The sequence below is a fragment of the Salinibacterium sp. NG22 genome, from assembly GCF_015864925.1.
Taxonomy (GTDB): Bacteria; Actinomycetota; Actinomycetes; order Actinomycetales; family Microbacteriaceae; genus Rhodoglobus.
The window spans coordinates 1,194,486-1,212,272 of the sequence record NZ_JADYWG010000001.1; the positions used below are offsets into that span (position 1 = coordinate 1,194,486).

Here is a 17,787-nt window from a genome sequence, read left to right on the forward strand (position 1 = left end):
CTATTCGACGGTGACAGACTTCGCGAGGTTGCGAGGCTGATCGACGTCGAGTCCCTTCGCAGCAGAAAGCTCCATGCCGAAGATGTGCAACGGAATGACAGCAAGCAGCGGTTCAAAGAACGAACCAGCCAACGGAATCGGAATAACCTCATCGGCGAACGGCAGCACTGCAGCGTCGCCCTTTTCGGCAATCGCGATAACGCGAGCGCCCCGAGCACGAATCTCCTGAATGTTGGAGACAACCTTCTTGTGCAAGGAGTTGGGGTCGCGCGGGCTCGGAACGATCACGAAGACAACCTGACCAGGCTCGATGAGCGCGATCGGACCGTGCTTGAGCTCGCCTGCGGCGAACCCCTCAGCGTGGATGTACGCGAGCTCCTTGAGCTTGAGTGCACCCTCGAGCGCGATCGGGTAGCCAACGTGGCGACCGAGGAAGAGCACCGACTGGGTATCCGTCATCCAGTGCGCAAGCTGCTTGATCGACTGCGAGGTCACCAAGACCTCAGAGATCTTGTCGGGAATAGCCTGCAACTCGGTCACATTGTCGCGAATCTCTTCTTCGCTGAGCGTGCCGCGCACGCCCGCGATGTGCAGACCAATCAAGTACAGCGCGGTCGCTTGGGCAACGAAAGCCTTCGTGGATGCCACAGCAACTTCAGGACCAGCGTGCGTGTAGACAACAGCGTGCGATTCACGCGGAATCGTTGCGCCGTGCGTGTTGCACACCGAGACAACCTTCGCGCCGGACTCCATAGCGAACTTGACCGCCATCAGCGTGTCCATGGTCTCGCCCGACTGGCTGATCGAGATCACGAGAGTGCGGTCCGTCAAAATCGGGTTGCGGTAGCGGAACTCGTGAGCGAGCTCAACATCAACAGGAACGCGCGCCCACGCCTCAATGGCGTACTTGCCGAGCATTCCCGCGTAGGCCGCGGTTCCACACGCAATGATGACGATTCGGTCGATGTTCGCAATGACATCGTCTCCGAGGGGCTCGAATTCGGTGAGCTTGACCAGCCCATCCTGAACACGACCAAGAATGGTGTTGGCTACGGCATCCGGCTCTTCGCTGATTTCCTTAGCCATGAAGCTCGACCAGCCACCCTTTTCGGATGCTGAGGCGTCCCACGCGATATCGAATTCTTCGACCTCAACAGGGTTGCCATCGAAGTCGATGACATCAACGGAGTCAGGACGGATCGTCACGATCTGGTCCTGGCCGATCGCAACCGCGCGGCGGGTGAACTCCACGAAAGCCGCAACGTCAGAGCCCAAGAAGTTTTCGCCGTCGCCCAAACCGATAACGAGGGGCGAGTTGCGGCGAGCGCCGACAACAACCCGAGGCTGGTCTTGGTGCACGGCAAGAAGAGTGAAGGCACCCTCGAGACGCGCAACAACGCTCTGCATCGCTGCAGTGAGGTCACCCGTCTTGTCGTACTCGCGCCCAACCAAGAGCGCCGCCACCTCAGTGTCAGTCTCGCTGATGAAAGTTTCGCCCTCAAGCAGCAGCTCGTTCTTCAGCTCAGAGAAGTTCTCGATGATGCCGTTGTGAATGAGCGCGAGCTTTGAATCACGGCTCAAGTGCGGGTGTGCGTTCACATCGGTGGGGCCACCGTGGGTCGCCCAGCGAGTGTGGCCGATACCGGTGGCGCCGTTGCTCAGAGGCTCGGCTTCGAGGTCATCCAAGAGCATCTGCAGCTTGCCGGCACGCTTGCGCGTTCCGAGCACTCCAGCCTCATCAATGATTGCAACACCGGCGGAGTCGTAACCCCGGTATTCGAGACGCTTTAGACCGCCGAGGAGAACCTCAAGGCTTTTTTCGTTACCAACGTAACCAACGATTCCACACATGGAGACGAGTTTAGTTCCCCAAGCTGGGTATCCGTGCGCAGATAGGATGTTCGGGATGCATGAACATGGCTCCGGACACGGTCACATCTCTCCCTTTCTAGAAATCGATCGGAGCGATTGGGCTGAACTTGCCCCGAAAATGAAAGTTCCCCTCACCCAGGCGGAGCTCATTGAGTTGCGCGGACTCGGCGACGAACTCGACCTCACCGAAGTTGCTGAGGTGTATCTCCCCCTCAGTCGCCTCTTGAATCTGTATGCAGAGAACGCCCAACAGCTGCACTCCGCGACCACCCAGTTCTTGGGAGCATCCACCGGGCGCACCCCATTTGTCATTGGTGTCGCAGGGTCGGTCGCCGTCGGAAAGTCCACGATCGCCCGGCTGCTCCGCGAGTTGCTCTCCCGCTGGGAAGGCACACCACGCGTCGAACTCCTCACCACCGATGGCTTCCTGCACCCCAACGCAGAACTCGAACGCCGCGGCATCCTCGAACGCAAAGGGTTTCCTGAAAGCTACGACCGCCGAGCGCTGCTCCGCTTCGTGAGCAAGATCAAAGCCGGCGAGCCTGTGGTGCGCGCCCCTTTCTATTCTCATCTGGCCTACGACATCATTCCGGATGCGGCCGTGACTGTGCGCAAACCCGACGTACTCATCGTCGAAGGCCTCAACGTGCTGCAACCACCGAGCGCGGGAAATAGCCTCGCCGTCAGTGACCTCTTCGACTTCACCATCTATGTGGATGCCCGCACGAGCGACATTGCGCACTGGTATGAGGAGCGCTTCCTGAGACTCCAGCGCGGTGCGTTCAGCAACCCGCGATCCTACTTTCACCGCTTTGCCGACCTCAGCGAGAGTGCAGCCCGCGCACGCGCTCAAGAAGTGTGGAAGCGCACCAACGAGCCCAACCTCATCCAGAACGTTCGCCCCACACGACCACGGGCATCGCTCATTCTTCGCAAAGATGCCGACCATGCAGTCTCAAAGGTTTTGCTGCGCAAGACCTAGAGAATCGCGGTCACGCCGGGTGCACACGCAGGTAACGACGACGTGCCGTGGGAACTCTCGTTAGTAGCCGAGTTGAGCGAGCACAACGGCGGCAAGACGATCCGCCATCTGCTGAGCGACCTCGTGGTGCTCTGCTTCAACCATGACGCGGATCATGGGTTCGGTGCCAGATGCCCGCAAAAGTACGCGCCCTGTGTCACCCAGTTCGGCTTCCACAGCAGCTACCGCGTCAGCGATAGCGGCGTTGGAACCGAGCGAGTGGTGGTCAACCCCGCGAACGTTCACAAGAACCTGCGGGTAGACGGTCATCACAGCGGCGAGTTGAGCCAGCGTTTTGCCGGTGCGCGCCATTTCGGCCACCAGATGAAGACCAGTGAGGATGCCGTCGCCGGTGGTAGCAAACTTGGTCATGATGACATGGCCAGATTGTTCTCCACCAAGGGACAGCCCATGCTCTCCCAGAGCTTCGAGCACGTAGCGGTCGCCGACCTTCGTCTCGAGCATCTTGATGTTGTGCTCAGCCATTGCGCGGCGGAGCCCCAAGTTGCTCATGACAGTCGCGACGAGTGTGCGGTCCTGCAACACACCGCGCTCTGCCATCGAGACGGCAAGAATTGCCATGATCTGGTCGCCATCGACGATGTTGCCCTCTTTGTCCACGGCGAGGCAACGGTCAGCGTCACCGTCGTGGGCGATGCCGACATCGGCACCGTGAGCGAGGACTGCAGAGGCAAGGTTGTCGAGATGCGTCGAGCCGACACCCTCATTGATGTTGATGCCGTCGGGGTCTGCACCGATCACGGTGACCTTGGCACCGGCATCCGTGAATACCTGCGGTGAGACGCCGGCCGCGGCGCCGTGAGCGCAGTCGAGAACGACGTGGATGCCCGCTAGCTGATTGGGCAGCGTCGACAACAGGTGCACGACGTAACGATCTTCAGCATCGGCGAACCGGCGGATGCGACCAACCTCGATGCCGGTGGGAGCCAGGCTCGGTGCGGCGAGGGCTGCTTCGATGCGGTCTTCGACCTCATCGGGAAGTTTGGAGCCGCCCTGACCAAAGAACTTAATTCCGTTGTCGGGGGCGGGATTGTGCGACGCGGAGATCATGACTCCGAGGTCGGCTTTGAAATCGGCAACGAGGAACGCTGCTGCCGGGGTGGGAATTACTCCGGCGTCGAAGACATCGACGCCCGAGCTCGCGAGCCCCGCGGACACTGCGGCGGAAATGAATTCGCCGGATACGCGGGGGTCGCGTGCAACAACTGCGACGGGACGGCGGCCTGAAGCGCGCCGACCATCAGCAACTCGACCCTGACCCAGTACGACTGCTGCCGACTGAGCCAGGCCGAGTGCAAGCTCGACAGTAAGATCACTGTTCGCTAATCCGCGAACACCATCTGTACCAAAAAGACGTGCCATGCGTTGCTGCTAGCAGGGAAAGCGGGTTAGCGCTTCGAGAACTGCGGAGCCTTACGGGCCTTCTTGAGTCCAGCCTTCTTACGCTCCTTGACGCGAGCGTCACGGGTAAGGAAGCCAGCCTTCTTGAGGATCGCACGGTTGTTCTCTTCGTCAATCTGGTTGAGCGAACGAGAGATACCGAGACGCAGTGCGCCGGCCTGACCCGAGGGGCCACCACCGGTGATGCGTGCGATTACGTCGTAACCGCCGAGCAGGTCAAGGACCTTGAACGGGTCGTTGATTAGCTGCTGGTGAAGCTTGTTGGGGAAGTACTCGGCGAGCTCACGGCCGTTGACCGTGATGGTGCCCGAACCGGGAACGAGACGCACGCGGGCGATTGCCTGCTTGCGACGTCCGACGGCTGCGCCGGGAACGGTGAGAACGGGGCGAGGTGCGCTGGGCGCCTCAACTGCTGCCGACTCGGTCGTGTACGACTCGGGTGCACCCTCGGTGATTGAATCTTCGATCTTAGCCACTGTAATAAGTCCTTTTATCTTTGCTTAGTAAAGCGCGGGCGCTACTGAGCGACCTGGGTGAGGGTGTACGGAGTCGGCTGCTGAGCAGCGTGAGGGTGCTCAGTACCCGCGTAAACCTTCAGCTTGGACAGCTGAGCGCGACCGAGTGAATTCTTGGGGAGCATTCCGCGGACGGCCTTTTCAACGGCGCGCGTGGGGTGCTTCTCCAACAGCTCGGAGTACGTGGTGGCCGTGAGCCCACCCGGGTAACCGGAGTGGCGGTAAGCCTTCTTCTGCGCGAGCTTGGAACCGGTGAGGGCAACCTTCTCAGCGTTGATGATGATGACGAAGTCACCCATGTCCATGTGCGGAGCAAAGGTGGCCTTGTGCTTTCCACGGAGCAAGATGGCTGCGTGGCTGGCGAGACGACCGAGAACGATGTCGGCGGCGTCGATGATGACCCATTCCCGCTTGACGTCTTCGGGCTTGGGCGAATATGTACGCGTCACAATAGTGCTGCTTTCATTGATCGAGTGAGGTGTTCGTGAATCCCGCTCCGATGGTTGTTTCAGAAGAAACAATGCCGGTTGGAGGGCTCATGATCGGATGCCGCACCCTATAGTGCAGACACCAAGGGTCAACTCTAGCGGAACTGTGGCCCGGCGGCAAACGCCAATGCGACTATTTGGTGGTGCCGGTGAGAGCAGCGCGGCGCTCACGGAAGTCGGGGCGATCGAAGTAGTGGGCGGTCACTTCCGCACTCAGACTAGCGATTCCGCCGGCTTGCAACGCACCGAGGCGCACCCGTGCACTTTTCACAGCCATGAGGGAAATCGCTTCGGCACCCTCCGCCGTGTCAGCGATGGCAACAATGCCGTGGTTGCCGAGCAGGATCAGCGACGGGACCTCACCATGCTGCTCAACGTGCTCACCGAGTCGCGTGAGGAACAACTGGCCGAGCTCGATACCGGGCTGAGCATAAGGAATGTAGAGGCTGCGACCCAAGACCATGAGTTCGTCAGAGTAGACCGCATCCGCAAATGAAGTCTCCGCGTGAACGCTCGCGAGTAGCGAGACAACAGCGGTCGGGTGAGTATGAGCCACGTACCGCGCCGGGGCATACGCACGCACCGCAACGTGAATGAGAGTCTCAATGGATGCCCGCACCCGCTGACCGTCGACCTCACCGGCATCCAGTTCGGCAGTCAATCGGTCCTGGCTGGCATTCGGATCACGCAGCACCTCGAGGAGAGGCTCGATTTCGACACTGACAAAGTTTGCTGCCGTTGCGTTCTGCATCGATGAACCCGACGTCTTGACGATAATCGTGCCATCAGCGATCAGTTCACTCGTGTTGCCTTCAGCGAGAATCACGAGGTCGCGCTCGGGCAGGCCGAGGCGGGTGGTGAGTCCCAGCAGGTCGGCACTAACGAGGTCGGGAGCAATTCGTGCGGTCATCTTTTCAGTCCTTTGTTGGGCGAATTCAGGGGTGAGGCGAATTCAGAGAAAGTTGGGGTGTCAGCGAGGCGTATAGCTGACGGGATGATGCGTGCGTCGCACGAGATCGCGGAGCGCGTCGAGACTGCCCGAGATGTGCCCCATCGCGCGCGCTTGAACAAGGACACTGCCGAGTGCTGTCGCCTCGACCGGGCCCGCGAGAACGGGGATTCCCGCGCGGTCAGCGGTGCGCTGACACAGCAACCGGTTGAGGGATCCGCCGCCAACGATGTGGATCGTCTTTACGGGGACGTCACCGAGCGAGCCAGCGCTGAGCACGGCATCCGCGAAAGCTTGGGCGAGCGATTCGATAATGCAGCGGGCCATTTCGGCGCGATTGCCCGGTGGGCGGATGCCGCGTTCCGTGCACCACGCAGTGATCCGTCGAGGCATATTGCCTGGCGCCAAGAATCGAGGATCGTCGACGTCGACTACGGGCATCGCGTCGGAGACAGCGGAGGCTGCCTCAATAAGTTCGGGCAAACTGATCGCTTCGCCGTCGCGTTCCCACTGGCGCACTGCTTCGCTCAGAATCCACAACCCCATGACGTTGCGCATGAGAAGAATGCGTCCATCGACGCCGACCTCGTTGGTGAACCCACCGGTACGGGCCGCCTCGGTAACAACGGGGCTCTCCAACTCGACACCGGCCAGTCCCCACGTTCCGCACGAAATAAATGCTGCCGTCTCCGGTTGCATCGGAATCGCCGTCACCGCCGAGGCCGTATCGTGCGAACCAACCGCAACCACCTCGATGGGTGACTCTGCGCGCACCTGGGTAGCGACATCCGTGTCCAGCTCGCCAACGCGAGTACCCGGGATCACGAGCTCGGGCAACAGTTCGCGCCGCACTCCGGCGACGTCAAGCAGACTGTCGCTCCACTGCCGAGTGTGCACATCGAGCAGTCCGGTCGTTGAGGCCATTGTGGTCTCGGCGATGCTGGTCCCACTCAGCCAGTAGGTAAAGAGGTCAGGCATGAGAAGAACGGTGTCAGCTAGCCCGAGCCGATTTTCTGCCGCGTCGGCTGCAAGTTGGTAGATCGTATTGATCGGCATGAACTGGATGCCCGTTGCCGCGTACTGCTCAGCCTGCGAGCTCATCGACTCCACGTGCTCGATCGCGGCGCCGGTTCGTTCATCGCGGTAGTGCCGTGGATTGCCGAGCAGTTGCCCGTCGCGCAGCAGCCCGTAGTCGACGCCCCACGTATCGGTCGCTATCGACGAAATGGTCGGCACTTCACGGATCGCGGAGGTGAGTCCGTCGAGCGCGCCCTGCCATAGCGAGAGCACATCCCAGTGCAGGCGGCCGCGCACGCTCACCGGACGGTTAGCGAAGCGCGCGTGCGTTGCCGTGCGCAGCTGGTTGGGGCCGACTTCGCCCAGAATTACTCGGCCGCTAGTCGCGCCACAATCGAGAGCAACAACATGGCCCACCATCAAATCTCACTCGCTCCGTGCTTAGTCTGACTCGCGAGCGAGCCACGAGATGAGCTGGTTCCACATGGGGGCAAAGCCGTCCCATTCCAAGAACTCGGTCGGCAACCAGTGCGGGCCCATGTCGCTGGCGAAGGCCGCGACACGACCTAACCCTTCTCCATCCACGACGAGAAGGGGAAAGTCGCCGACGGTCGCAAGGGTCTGCGCGCTGCCCCGTGCCGCCAAACGGTGATGACCGAGTACTGCTGGCCAGGAGGTCGGCAGCCCTGCGGTCGCGGGGTGATTACCGAGTGAGGTCGCTTCGACGCCCTGCGGAGTCTCTTCCCTATCGTCACCGATTTCCATTTCGACGGGAAGAATGCTCGCGAGAGCTGTGTTGCGGTAGTTCGCTTTCGCTTCGATGCCTTGGAAGCTGAGGTAGCCGCCAACCATCAAGAGCGATCCACCGTCGCGCACCCACTTGGCCAATACTTCGAGGCGATGAGGAATCCGCTCGCCCTTGGCAAAGACGCCGTTGGGCAGCAAGAGCGTGTTAGCGCCGATATCGCTGAGCACGACAACGTCGTACTGGCTGAGTTCCTCAGCGGTAGTCGGGAATCGTTCGGCCGCAACGTGGTTGGGTTGGAACTCAACACTGTTACCCGCTGACTTCAGCGCAGCGATGAAGTCATCTGCCCCCTCGGCGTACGCGGAAGTGACAAAAGAGTCAAAGCCCTTCGTGTGGATCGACGTCGTCGACCATGACTCTCCTGCGAGTAATACCTTCGCCATGTCTCTCCCTGTGGCTATTCGTTCGGTTAGTAAGCGAGGCCGCGAGGCTCAGGCCCCATGGAAACGTTGCGCTCCCCTACGACCTCGAAGCCGTTGTCTTTGTACGCCTGGTAGTCGAAGTTTTCGCATTCCTCGTAACCGACCATGTGGTAGTCAGCGAAGCCTTCCCAGTCTTCGTAACCGTCACCGAAGTTGTTCTCAAGGAACGCATCCGCCATCGCCATTCCGAGGCGCGGGCCAATGTAGAACGCGCCCATGGCCATGAGGTTGCAGTTATTGGCTGTGGCTGCACGAAGCGCTGCCGGAGCGCTTTCGCAGACGGCGGCGTGCACGTGAGGCACCTTGCTGGCAGCAACGTGGATGCCCATTCCGGTGCCACAGAACGCGAGAGCTTTCTCGAACTCGCCCTCGGCGATTTTGGCTCCGAGCATGAAACCGGCACGGTGGTACATCGGGATGTCGTCGAGCGTTGGCGTCAGGTCAGTGACGGTCCAGTCCCGTGCTTCCAAGTGGCGCTTGACGGCCTCTTTAAGCGGGAATCCGGCAAAGTCAGCGCCCACAACTACATGGCGGTCCTTGGTTAGCTTCATGATTTATTTCCTTTCACACCGAACAGACGAGAGAGCCTGTTCTTTTTAGTCCATTGATTCACCACGATGACGAGAAGCAGCACTCCACCCCAGATCAGCGGGCGGTAGAAGTTGCTGATGTTCGGGAAAGTGTTGAGCAGCGAGGAGAGAACCTGCAGCACGACGACCGCGAGAATCACACCAGACAGTCGACCTGATCCACCGTTCGGGTTCACGCCACCCAACACCACGATCAACACGGCGAGCAGGGTGTACGTGGAGCCATAGTCAGCCTTCGCCGAGTTGTAGTTGGCGAGCATCACGAGACCGGCAGCGGCGGCAAAAATGCCCGAGGTCATGTAGGTACGGATGATGAGGTTGTCGGTCTTGAGCCCGCTGAACCGTGCCGCCGTCTCATTCGATCCCAGCATGTAGAGCTTGGTGCCGAATGCTGTCTTGTACATGATCAGAGCGATCACGACAGTGGCAAGGATGAAGATGATGAGCGGCATCGGGATGATCCCGAAGACGCGCTGCGCCATGATCTCGCCGTACTGCGCGGGAAGGCCACTTGCGGGCTTTCCTCCCGTGATGATGACTGCGATACCGGTGAAGAGCTCGAACGTTCCGAGCGTCACCAGAATGGCGGGGATCTTCACTTTGGCTATCAAGAACCCGTTGAAGGCGCCGGCTATCGCTCCCACAATGAGCGAGAACGCGATCGCCGCGACAACAGCCAAGTAGCCCTGGGGGCTGTCGGCGCCGGTGGGCGCGATTGACATCATGAGGGTCGCGCTGCCAATGGCCGTCATGTTGGCGACACCGACCACGGAGAGGTCGATTCCTCCAATGATCATGGTGAGCATCACCCCGAGAGCCATGAGGCCGAACTCGGGGAACTGAACAGCCATCGACTGCCACGTCGCGATTCCAAAGAAGTTCTTGGTCTTGACGAGCATGAAGAACGTCAAGAGCAGAACGAGAATCACGGCGAGGCGCGTGACGTGCGGATCGCGAGTGAGGCGATCCCGAAGAGGCGTAAGAGTCGTAAGAGCTGACATTGCCGTCCCTATCCTTGAACCAGCGCAGGTGCGCGTTTGCGTGATCGGGTGAGTTGCACGGCCGAGATACCTGTTCCGACGAGGATCAGGGTGCCGAGCGCGAAGCCTTGCCAGAAGGTGGGGATGCCGACCAAGATCATGCTGTTTTGCACAATCACGATCAGAAGCGTTCCCAGCATCGTGCCGGTCAGTGTTCCGGTTCCTCCTGTAATGGAGGCGCCGCCGAGCACGACCGCCGCGATGACCATGAGCTCCATACCGAGCAGGTTCGTCGGATGCATCTGGTCCATCATGCTCGTACGCACCAGTCCGGCGAGGCTCGCGATGATTCCCACGATGACGAAGAGCCAGAACTTGATCTTGCGCACCTTAAAGCCGGCACGAGCGGCAGCACTTTCGTCACCACCAATCGCGTAGAGACCACGGCCGAAGGTGGTGTATCTCATCACGACGAAGGCAACGGCAACAACGGCAACCAAGATGAGGAAGGCCATCGGCATGTTGGACGTAAGCCCAGATTCGGGGTTTGTCGCCACGAACAGTGTTGACCGGCCGAAGTCACTCATCCCCTGCGGCAGGTTCGGAATCTGCACCGACTTGAAAACGCCCTGCATGACTCCGGAGAAGACGCTCGCGGTACCGAGAGTGATGATGAGCACGGGCACCACGAACCTCGAGGTGAAGAGTCCGTTGAACGCTCCGAGGATCGCGCCAACCACAATGACTAGCAGGAACGGGAGCCAGACTCCCCCGGAATAGCCCGCATCCACGAGCACGCGGGTGGTCGCGTAGACCGAGAGCGAAGCCAGCGCCGGAAACGAAACATCGATTCCGCCGGCCACCAGCACCATGAAGGCGCCAACCGCAAAGATGCCGGGAACAACCATCGCGTTCGCAAGGTCGACCAGGTTATTAGCGGAGAAGAACTGACCGCTCCGCAACTGGATGACAATGCTCACGGCAATGATCACGAGCAAGAGGTAGAACTCGTTTGATTTAGTGAGCTTTCGCACTAACTTGGCCATCTCAGCCCTTCCCGTCAATAGTGCTCGGGTCTTTCGACATGAGCTCGGCGAGCTCGGATTCGGTCGTCGTGCGCGGGTCGATTTCCGCCACGATTCGTCCTGCGTTCATCGCCATGACCCGGTTGCAGTTCTGGATGACCTCAGGGATGTCATCGGAGATGATGATGACGCCGAGACCTTCGCTCGCAAGCGTGCGCAAGATGCGATGGATGTCGTGCTTCGACCCGATATCTACTCCGACCGTTGGGCCGTTGAGGATCAGAATCTTCGGGTGGGTAGCGAGCCACTTCGCCAGCACGATGCGTTGCTGGTTTCCTCCCGAAAGAGTGTTCACCGCGTTAGCGGGGTTGGGCGTCGCGATCTTGAGTTCGTCTACCCAACGCTGGCCTTCGGCATCCGCCTTGCGCTGATCGAGTGCCCCCAACTTCGAGACGAACGAATCGAGCTCGGAGATCACGATGTTGGAACTAATGGAACGCTCGAGGAAGAGACCCTCTGTGAGGCGGTCTTCGGGAACATAGCCAATCCCGTGGGCGATGGCGGAGCGAACGCTGTTCACATCGACGACTTCGCCATTGATCAGGATCTCACCAGAGTCAGCGGGCTTCGCACCGAAGAGCGAGAGCGCGAGTTCAGTTCGCCCAGAACCAAGCAGCCCGGTGATTCCTAGGATCTCGCCCTTGCGAAGAGTGAGATCGACATCTGCGAAGGCGCCGTTGACGCCGAGGCCGCGGGTTTCGAGGATGGGTTCGTCCGAGACGTGCTCGGGAACGAAATGGTTGTCGTCGAATTCACGACCAGTCATGTGGTGCGAGAACGTCGCGTGATCGAGTTCCTCCGGCAAGCACGTGATAACTGACTTACCGTTGCGGATGATCGTGAAGCGTTCGCTGATTTCGAAGACTTCATCGAGCTTGTGGCTCACGAACAGCGTCGCAATTCCCCGGGCCTTGAGATCGAGGATGATGGCGAAGAGCGCGTCAACCTCTCGCTTCGTTAGAGCCGTCGTTGGTTCATCCATGATGATGAGTTTTGCGTCGCTCATGAGAGCGCGGGAGATAGCAACGAGTTGCTTCTGCGCGACAGAAAGCTGGCCGACCTTTTCGTCAAGGTCGATCGTGAAGTTGATTTTGGCGATCGCCTCTTCGGCGACGGCCCGCATTCGCTTCCAACTCACGAAAGTGCGGTGGGCGGCGAGCTCGGCGTTGAGCGCCAGGTTTTCCATCACCGTAAGGTTCGGAAAAACGGAGAAGTCTTGATAAATGACCTGAACACCGTTCGAGATCGCCTCGATGGGCGACAGCTTCGAGAACGTTTTGCCGTTCAGTTCGATGGTTCCGGTATCGGGGGCGTGCACACCAGACATGACCTTGATCAGCGTGGACTTGCCACTGCCGTTCTCTCCGGCGAGACAGTGGATCTCTCCGGGAGCGATCTCTAGGGTGATGCCATCAAGCGCTTGAACGCCAGCGAAAGCCTTACCGATATCGCGTACCGCGATGACGTTATCTACCATCGTCCGGTCCTTTCCGCGCGTGAATAAATCGTGGGGGTGCGACCAGGGCAGAACGGATGTTCGCTCTGCCCTGATCGCGAAAACAGGACTGCTTAGAAGCCGAAGCTATCTACGTTGTCCTTGTCGATAACTACCCAGCCGTTACCTTCGAGGACCTTGTCGCTACCTTCAGCGAACGTCATGTTCTCGTAACCGGTGACTCCGAGGTTTACACCGTCGGCGATGTCTTCACCATCGAGGATCTGCTCGGCGAGCGATGCCAGAGCGTAACCAGCGTCTGCTGGGTCCCAGAGGGTCAGCGTCTTGACGAGGCCCTTTTCGAGGATCGACTTGTTAGCGGCCGGCATACCGGTTCCACTGACGAAGACCTTGCCGGTGAGGCCAAGTTCTTCGATCGCACGAGCGACACCAGGAGCGTCGAACGACGAGGTTCCGACGATGCCGGTTACTTCGGGGTACTTCTTGAGGAGTTCCTTGGCAGCCTGGTAGGCGACCTCTCCATCGTCTTGCGACTCAACGCGCGGCTCAGCAGCAAGCAGCGTCATGTTGGGGTACGCCTCAGCCTGACGAGCAACTGCACCGTCGGCCCACTCGTTGTGCGAAGCGTTCGTTACGTGGCCAACCATCGTGGCGTAGGTGCCCTCTTCGCCCATTGCCTCAGCGAGGTTGTCCATGATGAATGCGCCGTACTGGGTGTTGTTGAAGGCTTCGATGTCGTACATCGTGTTTTCTTGGCTGGCACCTTCGTGGGTGACAACAACGATGCCGGCGTCCATGGCCTGCTTCAAGACGGTCTCAAGTGCTCCCGGGTCAACCGGTACGACGCCGATAGCGTCTACACCCTGAGCGATGAGGTCTTGGATGACCTGAACCTGCAGTGTGGCATCCGTCTCAGCGGGGCCCTTTTGGTAAACATCGTTGCCGGAATCAGCGGCGAACTTGTTGACGCCCTCTTCCATGCGAACGAACCACGGGTTAGTCGAGTCCTTGGGGACGATAACAATTGTGTAGGCGTCTTCCCCGGATGCGGTGGAAGTGTCGGCGTCAGCGGAACATCCGGCGAGGCCGAGTCCTACGACGGCCACGAGACCGATCGCGAGGCCTGCAAAGCGACGTTGCTTCATGTGTTTCTCCTTTTGGTGTGAGTGCAGTGTTGCGCGGACGCAGCGCCTAGAGCCTCAGCACTTTCGCGTCATTGCGCCCGGTCGAGAATTTGAACCGGTTCATTTTTTAAAGCGGTTCAAACGTACACTGGACAAATACCGATATGCAACCGCTAGGCAGAGATGATCACAACGATGCGATTACGAGAACCTCGACTGCACCCTTACGCGGCGCACCCGAGCAATGCCCTTAGAGTGAGAAACCTGCAGCACCCGAACCATGCACAAGAAGTGAGCTATCCATGAGTACCCCCGACACTGCGACATCGAAGTCGCCCGCCGGGATCCGCGATGTCGCCGCGCTGGCCCAGGTTTCGACCGGCACCGTGTCGAATACGATCAACCGACCCGACACCGTCCACCCTCGCACCCGCGCCGCAGTAGAGAAAGCGATTGCCGAACTGGGCTTCGTGCCCAACCAGCAAGCCCGCGTGCTCACAGGAGCCTCCAGCAACGTCATCGGGCTTGTTGTTCTGGATATCGAAAGCCCCTTCTACATGGAAGCCGCGCACGTCATCGAGCGCACCGTTCGCGAATCGGGCCACGTGGTGATGCTCTGCAACTCCGAAGGTGACACCACCCGCGAGTCCGGACTTCTCGCGATGTTGGCCGCCCAGCGCGTCCGCGGAGTACTACTGGCACCTGCGAGCCTCGACGAAGACTCCGACCCCTACAAAGACCTCCCGGGTGATCTGCCCGTCGTGTTGCTCGATTACAACGGCGGCCCAGAACACTGCTCCATTTCCGTCGACAACGTCGCAGGCGGGCGCCTCGCAATCGAACACCTGCTGCAGCTAGGCCACACCCGCATCGCTGTCGTCGGAGGACCAACCGGGCTCCGTCAGTTCGCCGATCGCGCCCAAGGCGCACGCGAAGCGATCATTGCGGCTGGCATGGATCCGGAAGTGTCGTTGATTGAAGTCAGCACGTCAGGGATCGGAATCCAAGACGGCCGCCGAGCAGCAGAACTTCTTCTCGAGGGAGACACCCCCGACGCCGTATTTTGCGGTAACGACATGCTCGCCTTCGGCGTCTACCGCGGACTTATCGACGCGGGGCTCAGCGTGCCAGAGGATGTTGCCCTCGTCGGCTACGACGACATTGACTTCGCCCGCGACTGGGTTGTGCCGCTCACGTCAGTGCGCCAACCCATCGACAAACTCGGCACGCGCGCTGCACGATTGCTCATTGAGCACTCAGCGCGAGAAGATTCCCACACCCACCGCCAAGAGGTACTCCCGCCCGAGCTCGTCGTGCGACGTTCCACCGACCTTCGGGCGCCCGCGCAGCACTGACGAGGCACGAGGCACGAGGCAACGGCGGCGGCGCAGCCAGCAACCGCGGTGACTAGTCGATCAACTCACGACGTGATCGCGTGAGTTCTGCACGCGCGTGCAGTTCTTCATCTGGCGGATAACCGACCTCGACAAGCGTGAGTCCTTTGGCAGGCATGACCTTGTATTCGCTGCCCTTCGAACGTTCATCGCGGATGTCGGCAGGGCGCGAAGCATCAATCTTGCCCTGTCCCACAAAGACTCCGGCTCCCACCAGCGACCGCACCATGCTGTGGCAAAACGCATCGGCGCGCACTTCAGCGAGGATGATGCCCTCATCGGTGCGGGTAAAGCTGAATCGCTCAAGGCTGCGCACCGTCGTGGCACCTTCGCGGGGCTTGCAATAGGCAGCCCAATCGTGGAGCCCGAGAAGCTCTTTCGCCGCCACATTCATCGCGTCCACGTCGAGCGTGGCCGGGTACCAGAGTGTGTGATTGCGTTGACGTGGGTCGCGCGGTGACTCATTGTCGGCAATACGGTACTCGTAGCGTCGCCAGAGGGGCGAGAATCGGGCATCGAACCCGTCCGCTGCGATCACTGACTGGGTAACAAAGATGTCGGACTCGAGGCCCGTGATGCCATTGATCCGTCGTGCCAGAGAGGCCGGTCCGTCATACCGCCGGCCGCCCATGTTGCCGCGCCGCGGGCGGTCGAGGCTGCGCAGCTGAGTCTCAGTGAGGTCAAGGTGAGCCACTTGGCCTGTCGCGTGTACGCCGGCATCCGTGCGTCCGGCAACGACCAGTTGCGGTGTAACCCCAAACCGCCGAAAGATGACGGCCAGGGCGTCTTCAATGGTGCCTTGCACGGTGCGCAGCACAGGTTGCTTGCCCCACCCAAAGAAATTCGTACCGTCGTAGGCGATATCTAGTCGCAGACGAGCAAAGGGCGCGGCATCCGACTCTAGCGCCGGGATGGCGGGTGCCGTTTCAGTCATAGTCCAACCCTATTTCACGAAGAAAACCCCGGCCCGCACGAAGCGGAGCCGGGGTTTTCTCGAACGAAGAAAGTTACTTCTCTTCTGCAGTCTCTGCAGCAGCATCCTCGACGGCGACGTCTTCGGTTGCTACTTCTTCGACGGGAGCTTCCTCTACGGCGGGCTCTTCTGCAGCGGCCTTGGGCTCAGCCTTAGCGGCAGCCTTCGGAGCCTTCTTCTTGGGCGTTACGGGCTCAAGAACGAGTTCCATCTGAACCATCGAAGCGTTGTCACCCTTGCGGAATCCAAGCTTCGTGATGCGGGTGTAACCACCATCGCGGTTCTCAACCTGCGGTGCGATGACCGTGAAGAGTTCGTGGATGACGGTCTTGTCGCCGATGATTCCGAGCGCGCGGCGACGGTTGTGCAAGTCACCCTTCTTCGCGAACGTGATCAGGCGCTCAGCAACGGGACGCAGGCGCTTGGCACGCATTTCCGTTGTCTTGATGCTCTTGTGAGTAAACAGGGCTGCGGCCAAGTTGGCAAGCATGTGGCGCTCGTGCGCCGGTCCACCGCCGAGACGCGGGCCCTTAGTAGGTGTAGGCATTTTCTAATTCTCCAGTGTCAAAGTTTCGAGCCAGTGGCTCAAGCGTTGGTCTCGTCGTCGGCGTATCCGCCGTAGAAGTGTGCTCCATCGAATCCGGGAACGCTGTCTTTCAACGACAGTCCCATCTCGACGAGCTTGTCGCGCACTTCATCAACCGACTTCTGACCGAAGTTACGGATGTTCATGAGCTGAGTCTCCGACAGAGCAACCAGTTCACTTACGGTGTTGATGCCTTCGCGCTTGAGGCAGTTGTAGCTACGCACCGAAAGATCAAGATCTTCGATCGGCATGCTGAGTTCGGTCGAAAGCACGGCGTCAACCGGTGCAGGACCAATCTCGATACCCTCTGCGGCCGTGTTGAGCTCGCGAGCGAGTCCGAACAGTTCGGTCAGCGTGCGACCGGCCGAAGCCACTGCATCGCGAGGAGTGATTGCCGACTTGGTTTCAACATCTACAACCAGACGGTCAAAGTCAGTGCGCTCACCGGCACGAGTTGCCTCGACGCGGTAGGTGACCTTGAGTACGGGCGAGTAGATCGAGTCGACCGGAATTTGGCCGGCTTCGCTGAACTCGCTGCGGTTCTGGGTTGCGGTGACATAGCCACGGCCACGCTCGATCGTCAGCTCAAGTTCAAACTTGGCCTTGTCGTTGAGCGTTGCGATGACGAGTTCCGGGTTGTGGATCTCGACACCGGCAGGTGCTGAGATGTCCGCTGCGGTAACTTCACCAGCACCCTGCTTGCGCAGGTAAGCGGTGATCGGCTCGTCGTGCTCGCTGGAGACTACGAGGTTCTTGATGTTAAGGATGACCTCAGTGACGTCTTCTTTGACACCGGCGACGGTGCTGAATTCGTGAAGAACTCCATCGATACGGATGCTGGTGACAGCTGCTCCGGGGATCGACGAAAGAAGGGTGCGACGGAGGGAGTTTCCGAGGGTATAACCGAAACCAGGTTCGAGCGGCTCGATAACGAACCGTGAACGGAATTCGGAAATGTTCTCCTCAGCAAGGGTGGGACGCTGTGCAATCAGCACTGGTAATTCCTTTCGGCGAAGTGTCCGCTATATGACACTTGTGGGCGACGGGTGGCTGGCCCGACGTTGTATTGAGTTGTGCGCTGGAAC

At 59.9% G+C, this 17,787-nt stretch carries 17 protein-coding genes; 2 read left to right on the top strand and 15 right to left on the bottom strand.

Annotation, left to right across the window (positions count from 1 at the left end; translation table 11 throughout):
• Complete coding sequence (gene glmS, locus I6E81_RS05850; protein WP_197106423.1) at positions 1–1,851, bottom strand: glutamine--fructose-6-phosphate transaminase (isomerizing); 1,851 nt, start codon at positions 1,849–1,851, stop codon at positions 1–3.
• A gap of 55 nt (positions 1,852–1,906) precedes the next feature.
• Between glmS and coaA the strand changes: the two genes are divergently transcribed.
• Entirely contained in the window at positions 1,907–2,854 is a 948-nt protein-coding gene (gene coaA / locus I6E81_RS05855; RefSeq protein ID WP_231600380.1) for a type I pantothenate kinase, read from the top strand.
• A gap of 60 nt (positions 2,855–2,914) precedes the next feature.
• Here the strand turns inward: coaA and glmM are convergent, their stop codons facing one another.
• From glmM to I6E81_RS05910, 11 genes are all read right to left on the bottom strand, one after another.
• On the bottom strand, positions 2,915–4,276 hold the full coding sequence (gene glmM, locus I6E81_RS05860; protein WP_197106425.1) for a phosphoglucosamine mutase: 1,362 nt from the start codon (positions 4,274–4,276) through the stop codon (positions 2,915–2,917).
• Between the two features lie 26 nt (positions 4,277–4,302).
• Positions 4,303–4,791: a 30S ribosomal protein S9 gene (rpsI, locus tag I6E81_RS05865; protein WP_010203784.1), complete on the bottom strand. Its 489-nt coding sequence runs from the start codon at positions 4,789–4,791 to the stop codon at positions 4,303–4,305.
• A 41-nt stretch (positions 4,792–4,832) separates the two neighbouring features.
• Positions 4,833–5,279, bottom strand: a complete 447-nt coding sequence (rplM, locus tag I6E81_RS05870) for a 50S ribosomal protein L13 (RefSeq protein ID WP_197106426.1) — start codon at positions 5,277–5,279, stop codon at positions 4,833–4,835.
• A 172-nt stretch (positions 5,280–5,451) separates the two neighbouring features.
• Positions 5,452–6,228, bottom strand: a complete 777-nt coding sequence (locus I6E81_RS05875) for a class II aldolase/adducin family protein (RefSeq protein WP_197106427.1) — start codon at positions 6,226–6,228, stop codon at positions 5,452–5,454.
• Positions 6,229–6,288: 60 nt separating this feature from the next.
• Positions 6,289–7,704 (bottom strand): rhamnulokinase family protein, encoded by a 1,416-nt coding sequence (locus I6E81_RS05880; RefSeq protein WP_197106428.1) that lies wholly within the window; start codon positions 7,702–7,704, stop codon positions 6,289–6,291.
• Between the two features lie 21 nt (positions 7,705–7,725).
• The gene (locus I6E81_RS05885) at positions 7,726–8,475 is read right to left on the bottom strand and encodes a glutamine amidotransferase (RefSeq protein WP_197106429.1); all 750 of its coding nucleotides are present in this window, start codon (positions 8,473–8,475) and stop codon (positions 7,726–7,728) included.
• Positions 8,476–8,501: 26 nt separating this feature from the next.
• Positions 8,502–9,065, bottom strand: coding sequence for an RpiB/LacA/LacB family sugar-phosphate isomerase (locus tag I6E81_RS05890; protein WP_197106430.1), 564 nt, complete (start codon positions 9,063–9,065; stop codon positions 8,502–8,504).
• A complete protein-coding gene (locus tag I6E81_RS05895) occupies positions 9,062–10,105 on the bottom strand; it encodes an ABC transporter permease (RefSeq protein ID WP_197106431.1) in 1,044 nt (347 codons plus the stop codon). Before I6E81_RS05895 ends, I6E81_RS05890 begins: the two co-directional genes overlap by 4 nt.
• An 8-nt stretch (positions 10,106–10,113) precedes the next feature.
• Entirely contained in the window at positions 10,114–11,130 is a 1,017-nt protein-coding gene (locus tag I6E81_RS05900; RefSeq protein WP_197106432.1) for an ABC transporter permease, read from the bottom strand.
• A 1-nt stretch (position 11,131) separates the two neighbouring features.
• Positions 11,132–12,646: a sugar ABC transporter ATP-binding protein gene (locus I6E81_RS05905; protein ID WP_197106433.1), complete on the bottom strand. Its 1,515-nt coding sequence runs from the start codon at positions 12,644–12,646 to the stop codon at positions 11,132–11,134.
• Between the two features lie 92 nt (positions 12,647–12,738).
• Positions 12,739–13,770 (bottom strand): autoinducer 2 ABC transporter substrate-binding protein, encoded by a 1,032-nt coding sequence (locus I6E81_RS05910; protein ID WP_197106434.1) that lies wholly within the window; start codon positions 13,768–13,770, stop codon positions 12,739–12,741.
• Positions 13,771–14,051: 281 nt separating this feature from the next.
• Between I6E81_RS05910 and I6E81_RS05915 the strand changes: the two genes are divergently transcribed.
• The gene (locus I6E81_RS05915; RefSeq protein WP_197106435.1) at positions 14,052–15,104 is read left to right on the top strand and encodes a LacI family DNA-binding transcriptional regulator; all 1,053 of its coding nucleotides are present in this window, start codon (positions 14,052–14,054) and stop codon (positions 15,102–15,104) included.
• Between the two features lie 52 nt (positions 15,105–15,156).
• On the opposite strand, the gene I6E81_RS05920 is transcribed toward I6E81_RS05915, so the two are convergent.
• The 3 genes from I6E81_RS05920 to I6E81_RS05930 form a co-directional block, all read right to left on the bottom strand.
• On the bottom strand, positions 15,157–16,077 hold the full coding sequence (locus tag I6E81_RS05920; protein WP_197106436.1) for a tRNA pseudouridine(38-40) synthase TruA: 921 nt from the start codon (positions 16,075–16,077) through the stop codon (positions 15,157–15,159).
• Positions 16,078–16,150: 73 nt separating this feature from the next.
• Positions 16,151–16,663: a 50S ribosomal protein L17 gene (gene rplQ, locus I6E81_RS05925; protein WP_197106437.1), complete on the bottom strand. Its 513-nt coding sequence runs from the start codon at positions 16,661–16,663 to the stop codon at positions 16,151–16,153.
• Positions 16,664–16,701: 38 nt separating this feature from the next.
• Positions 16,702–17,697: a DNA-directed RNA polymerase subunit alpha gene (locus tag I6E81_RS05930; protein ID WP_129072180.1), complete on the bottom strand. Its 996-nt coding sequence runs from the start codon at positions 17,695–17,697 to the stop codon at positions 16,702–16,704.
• Positions 17,698–17,787: the final 90 nt, after the last annotated feature.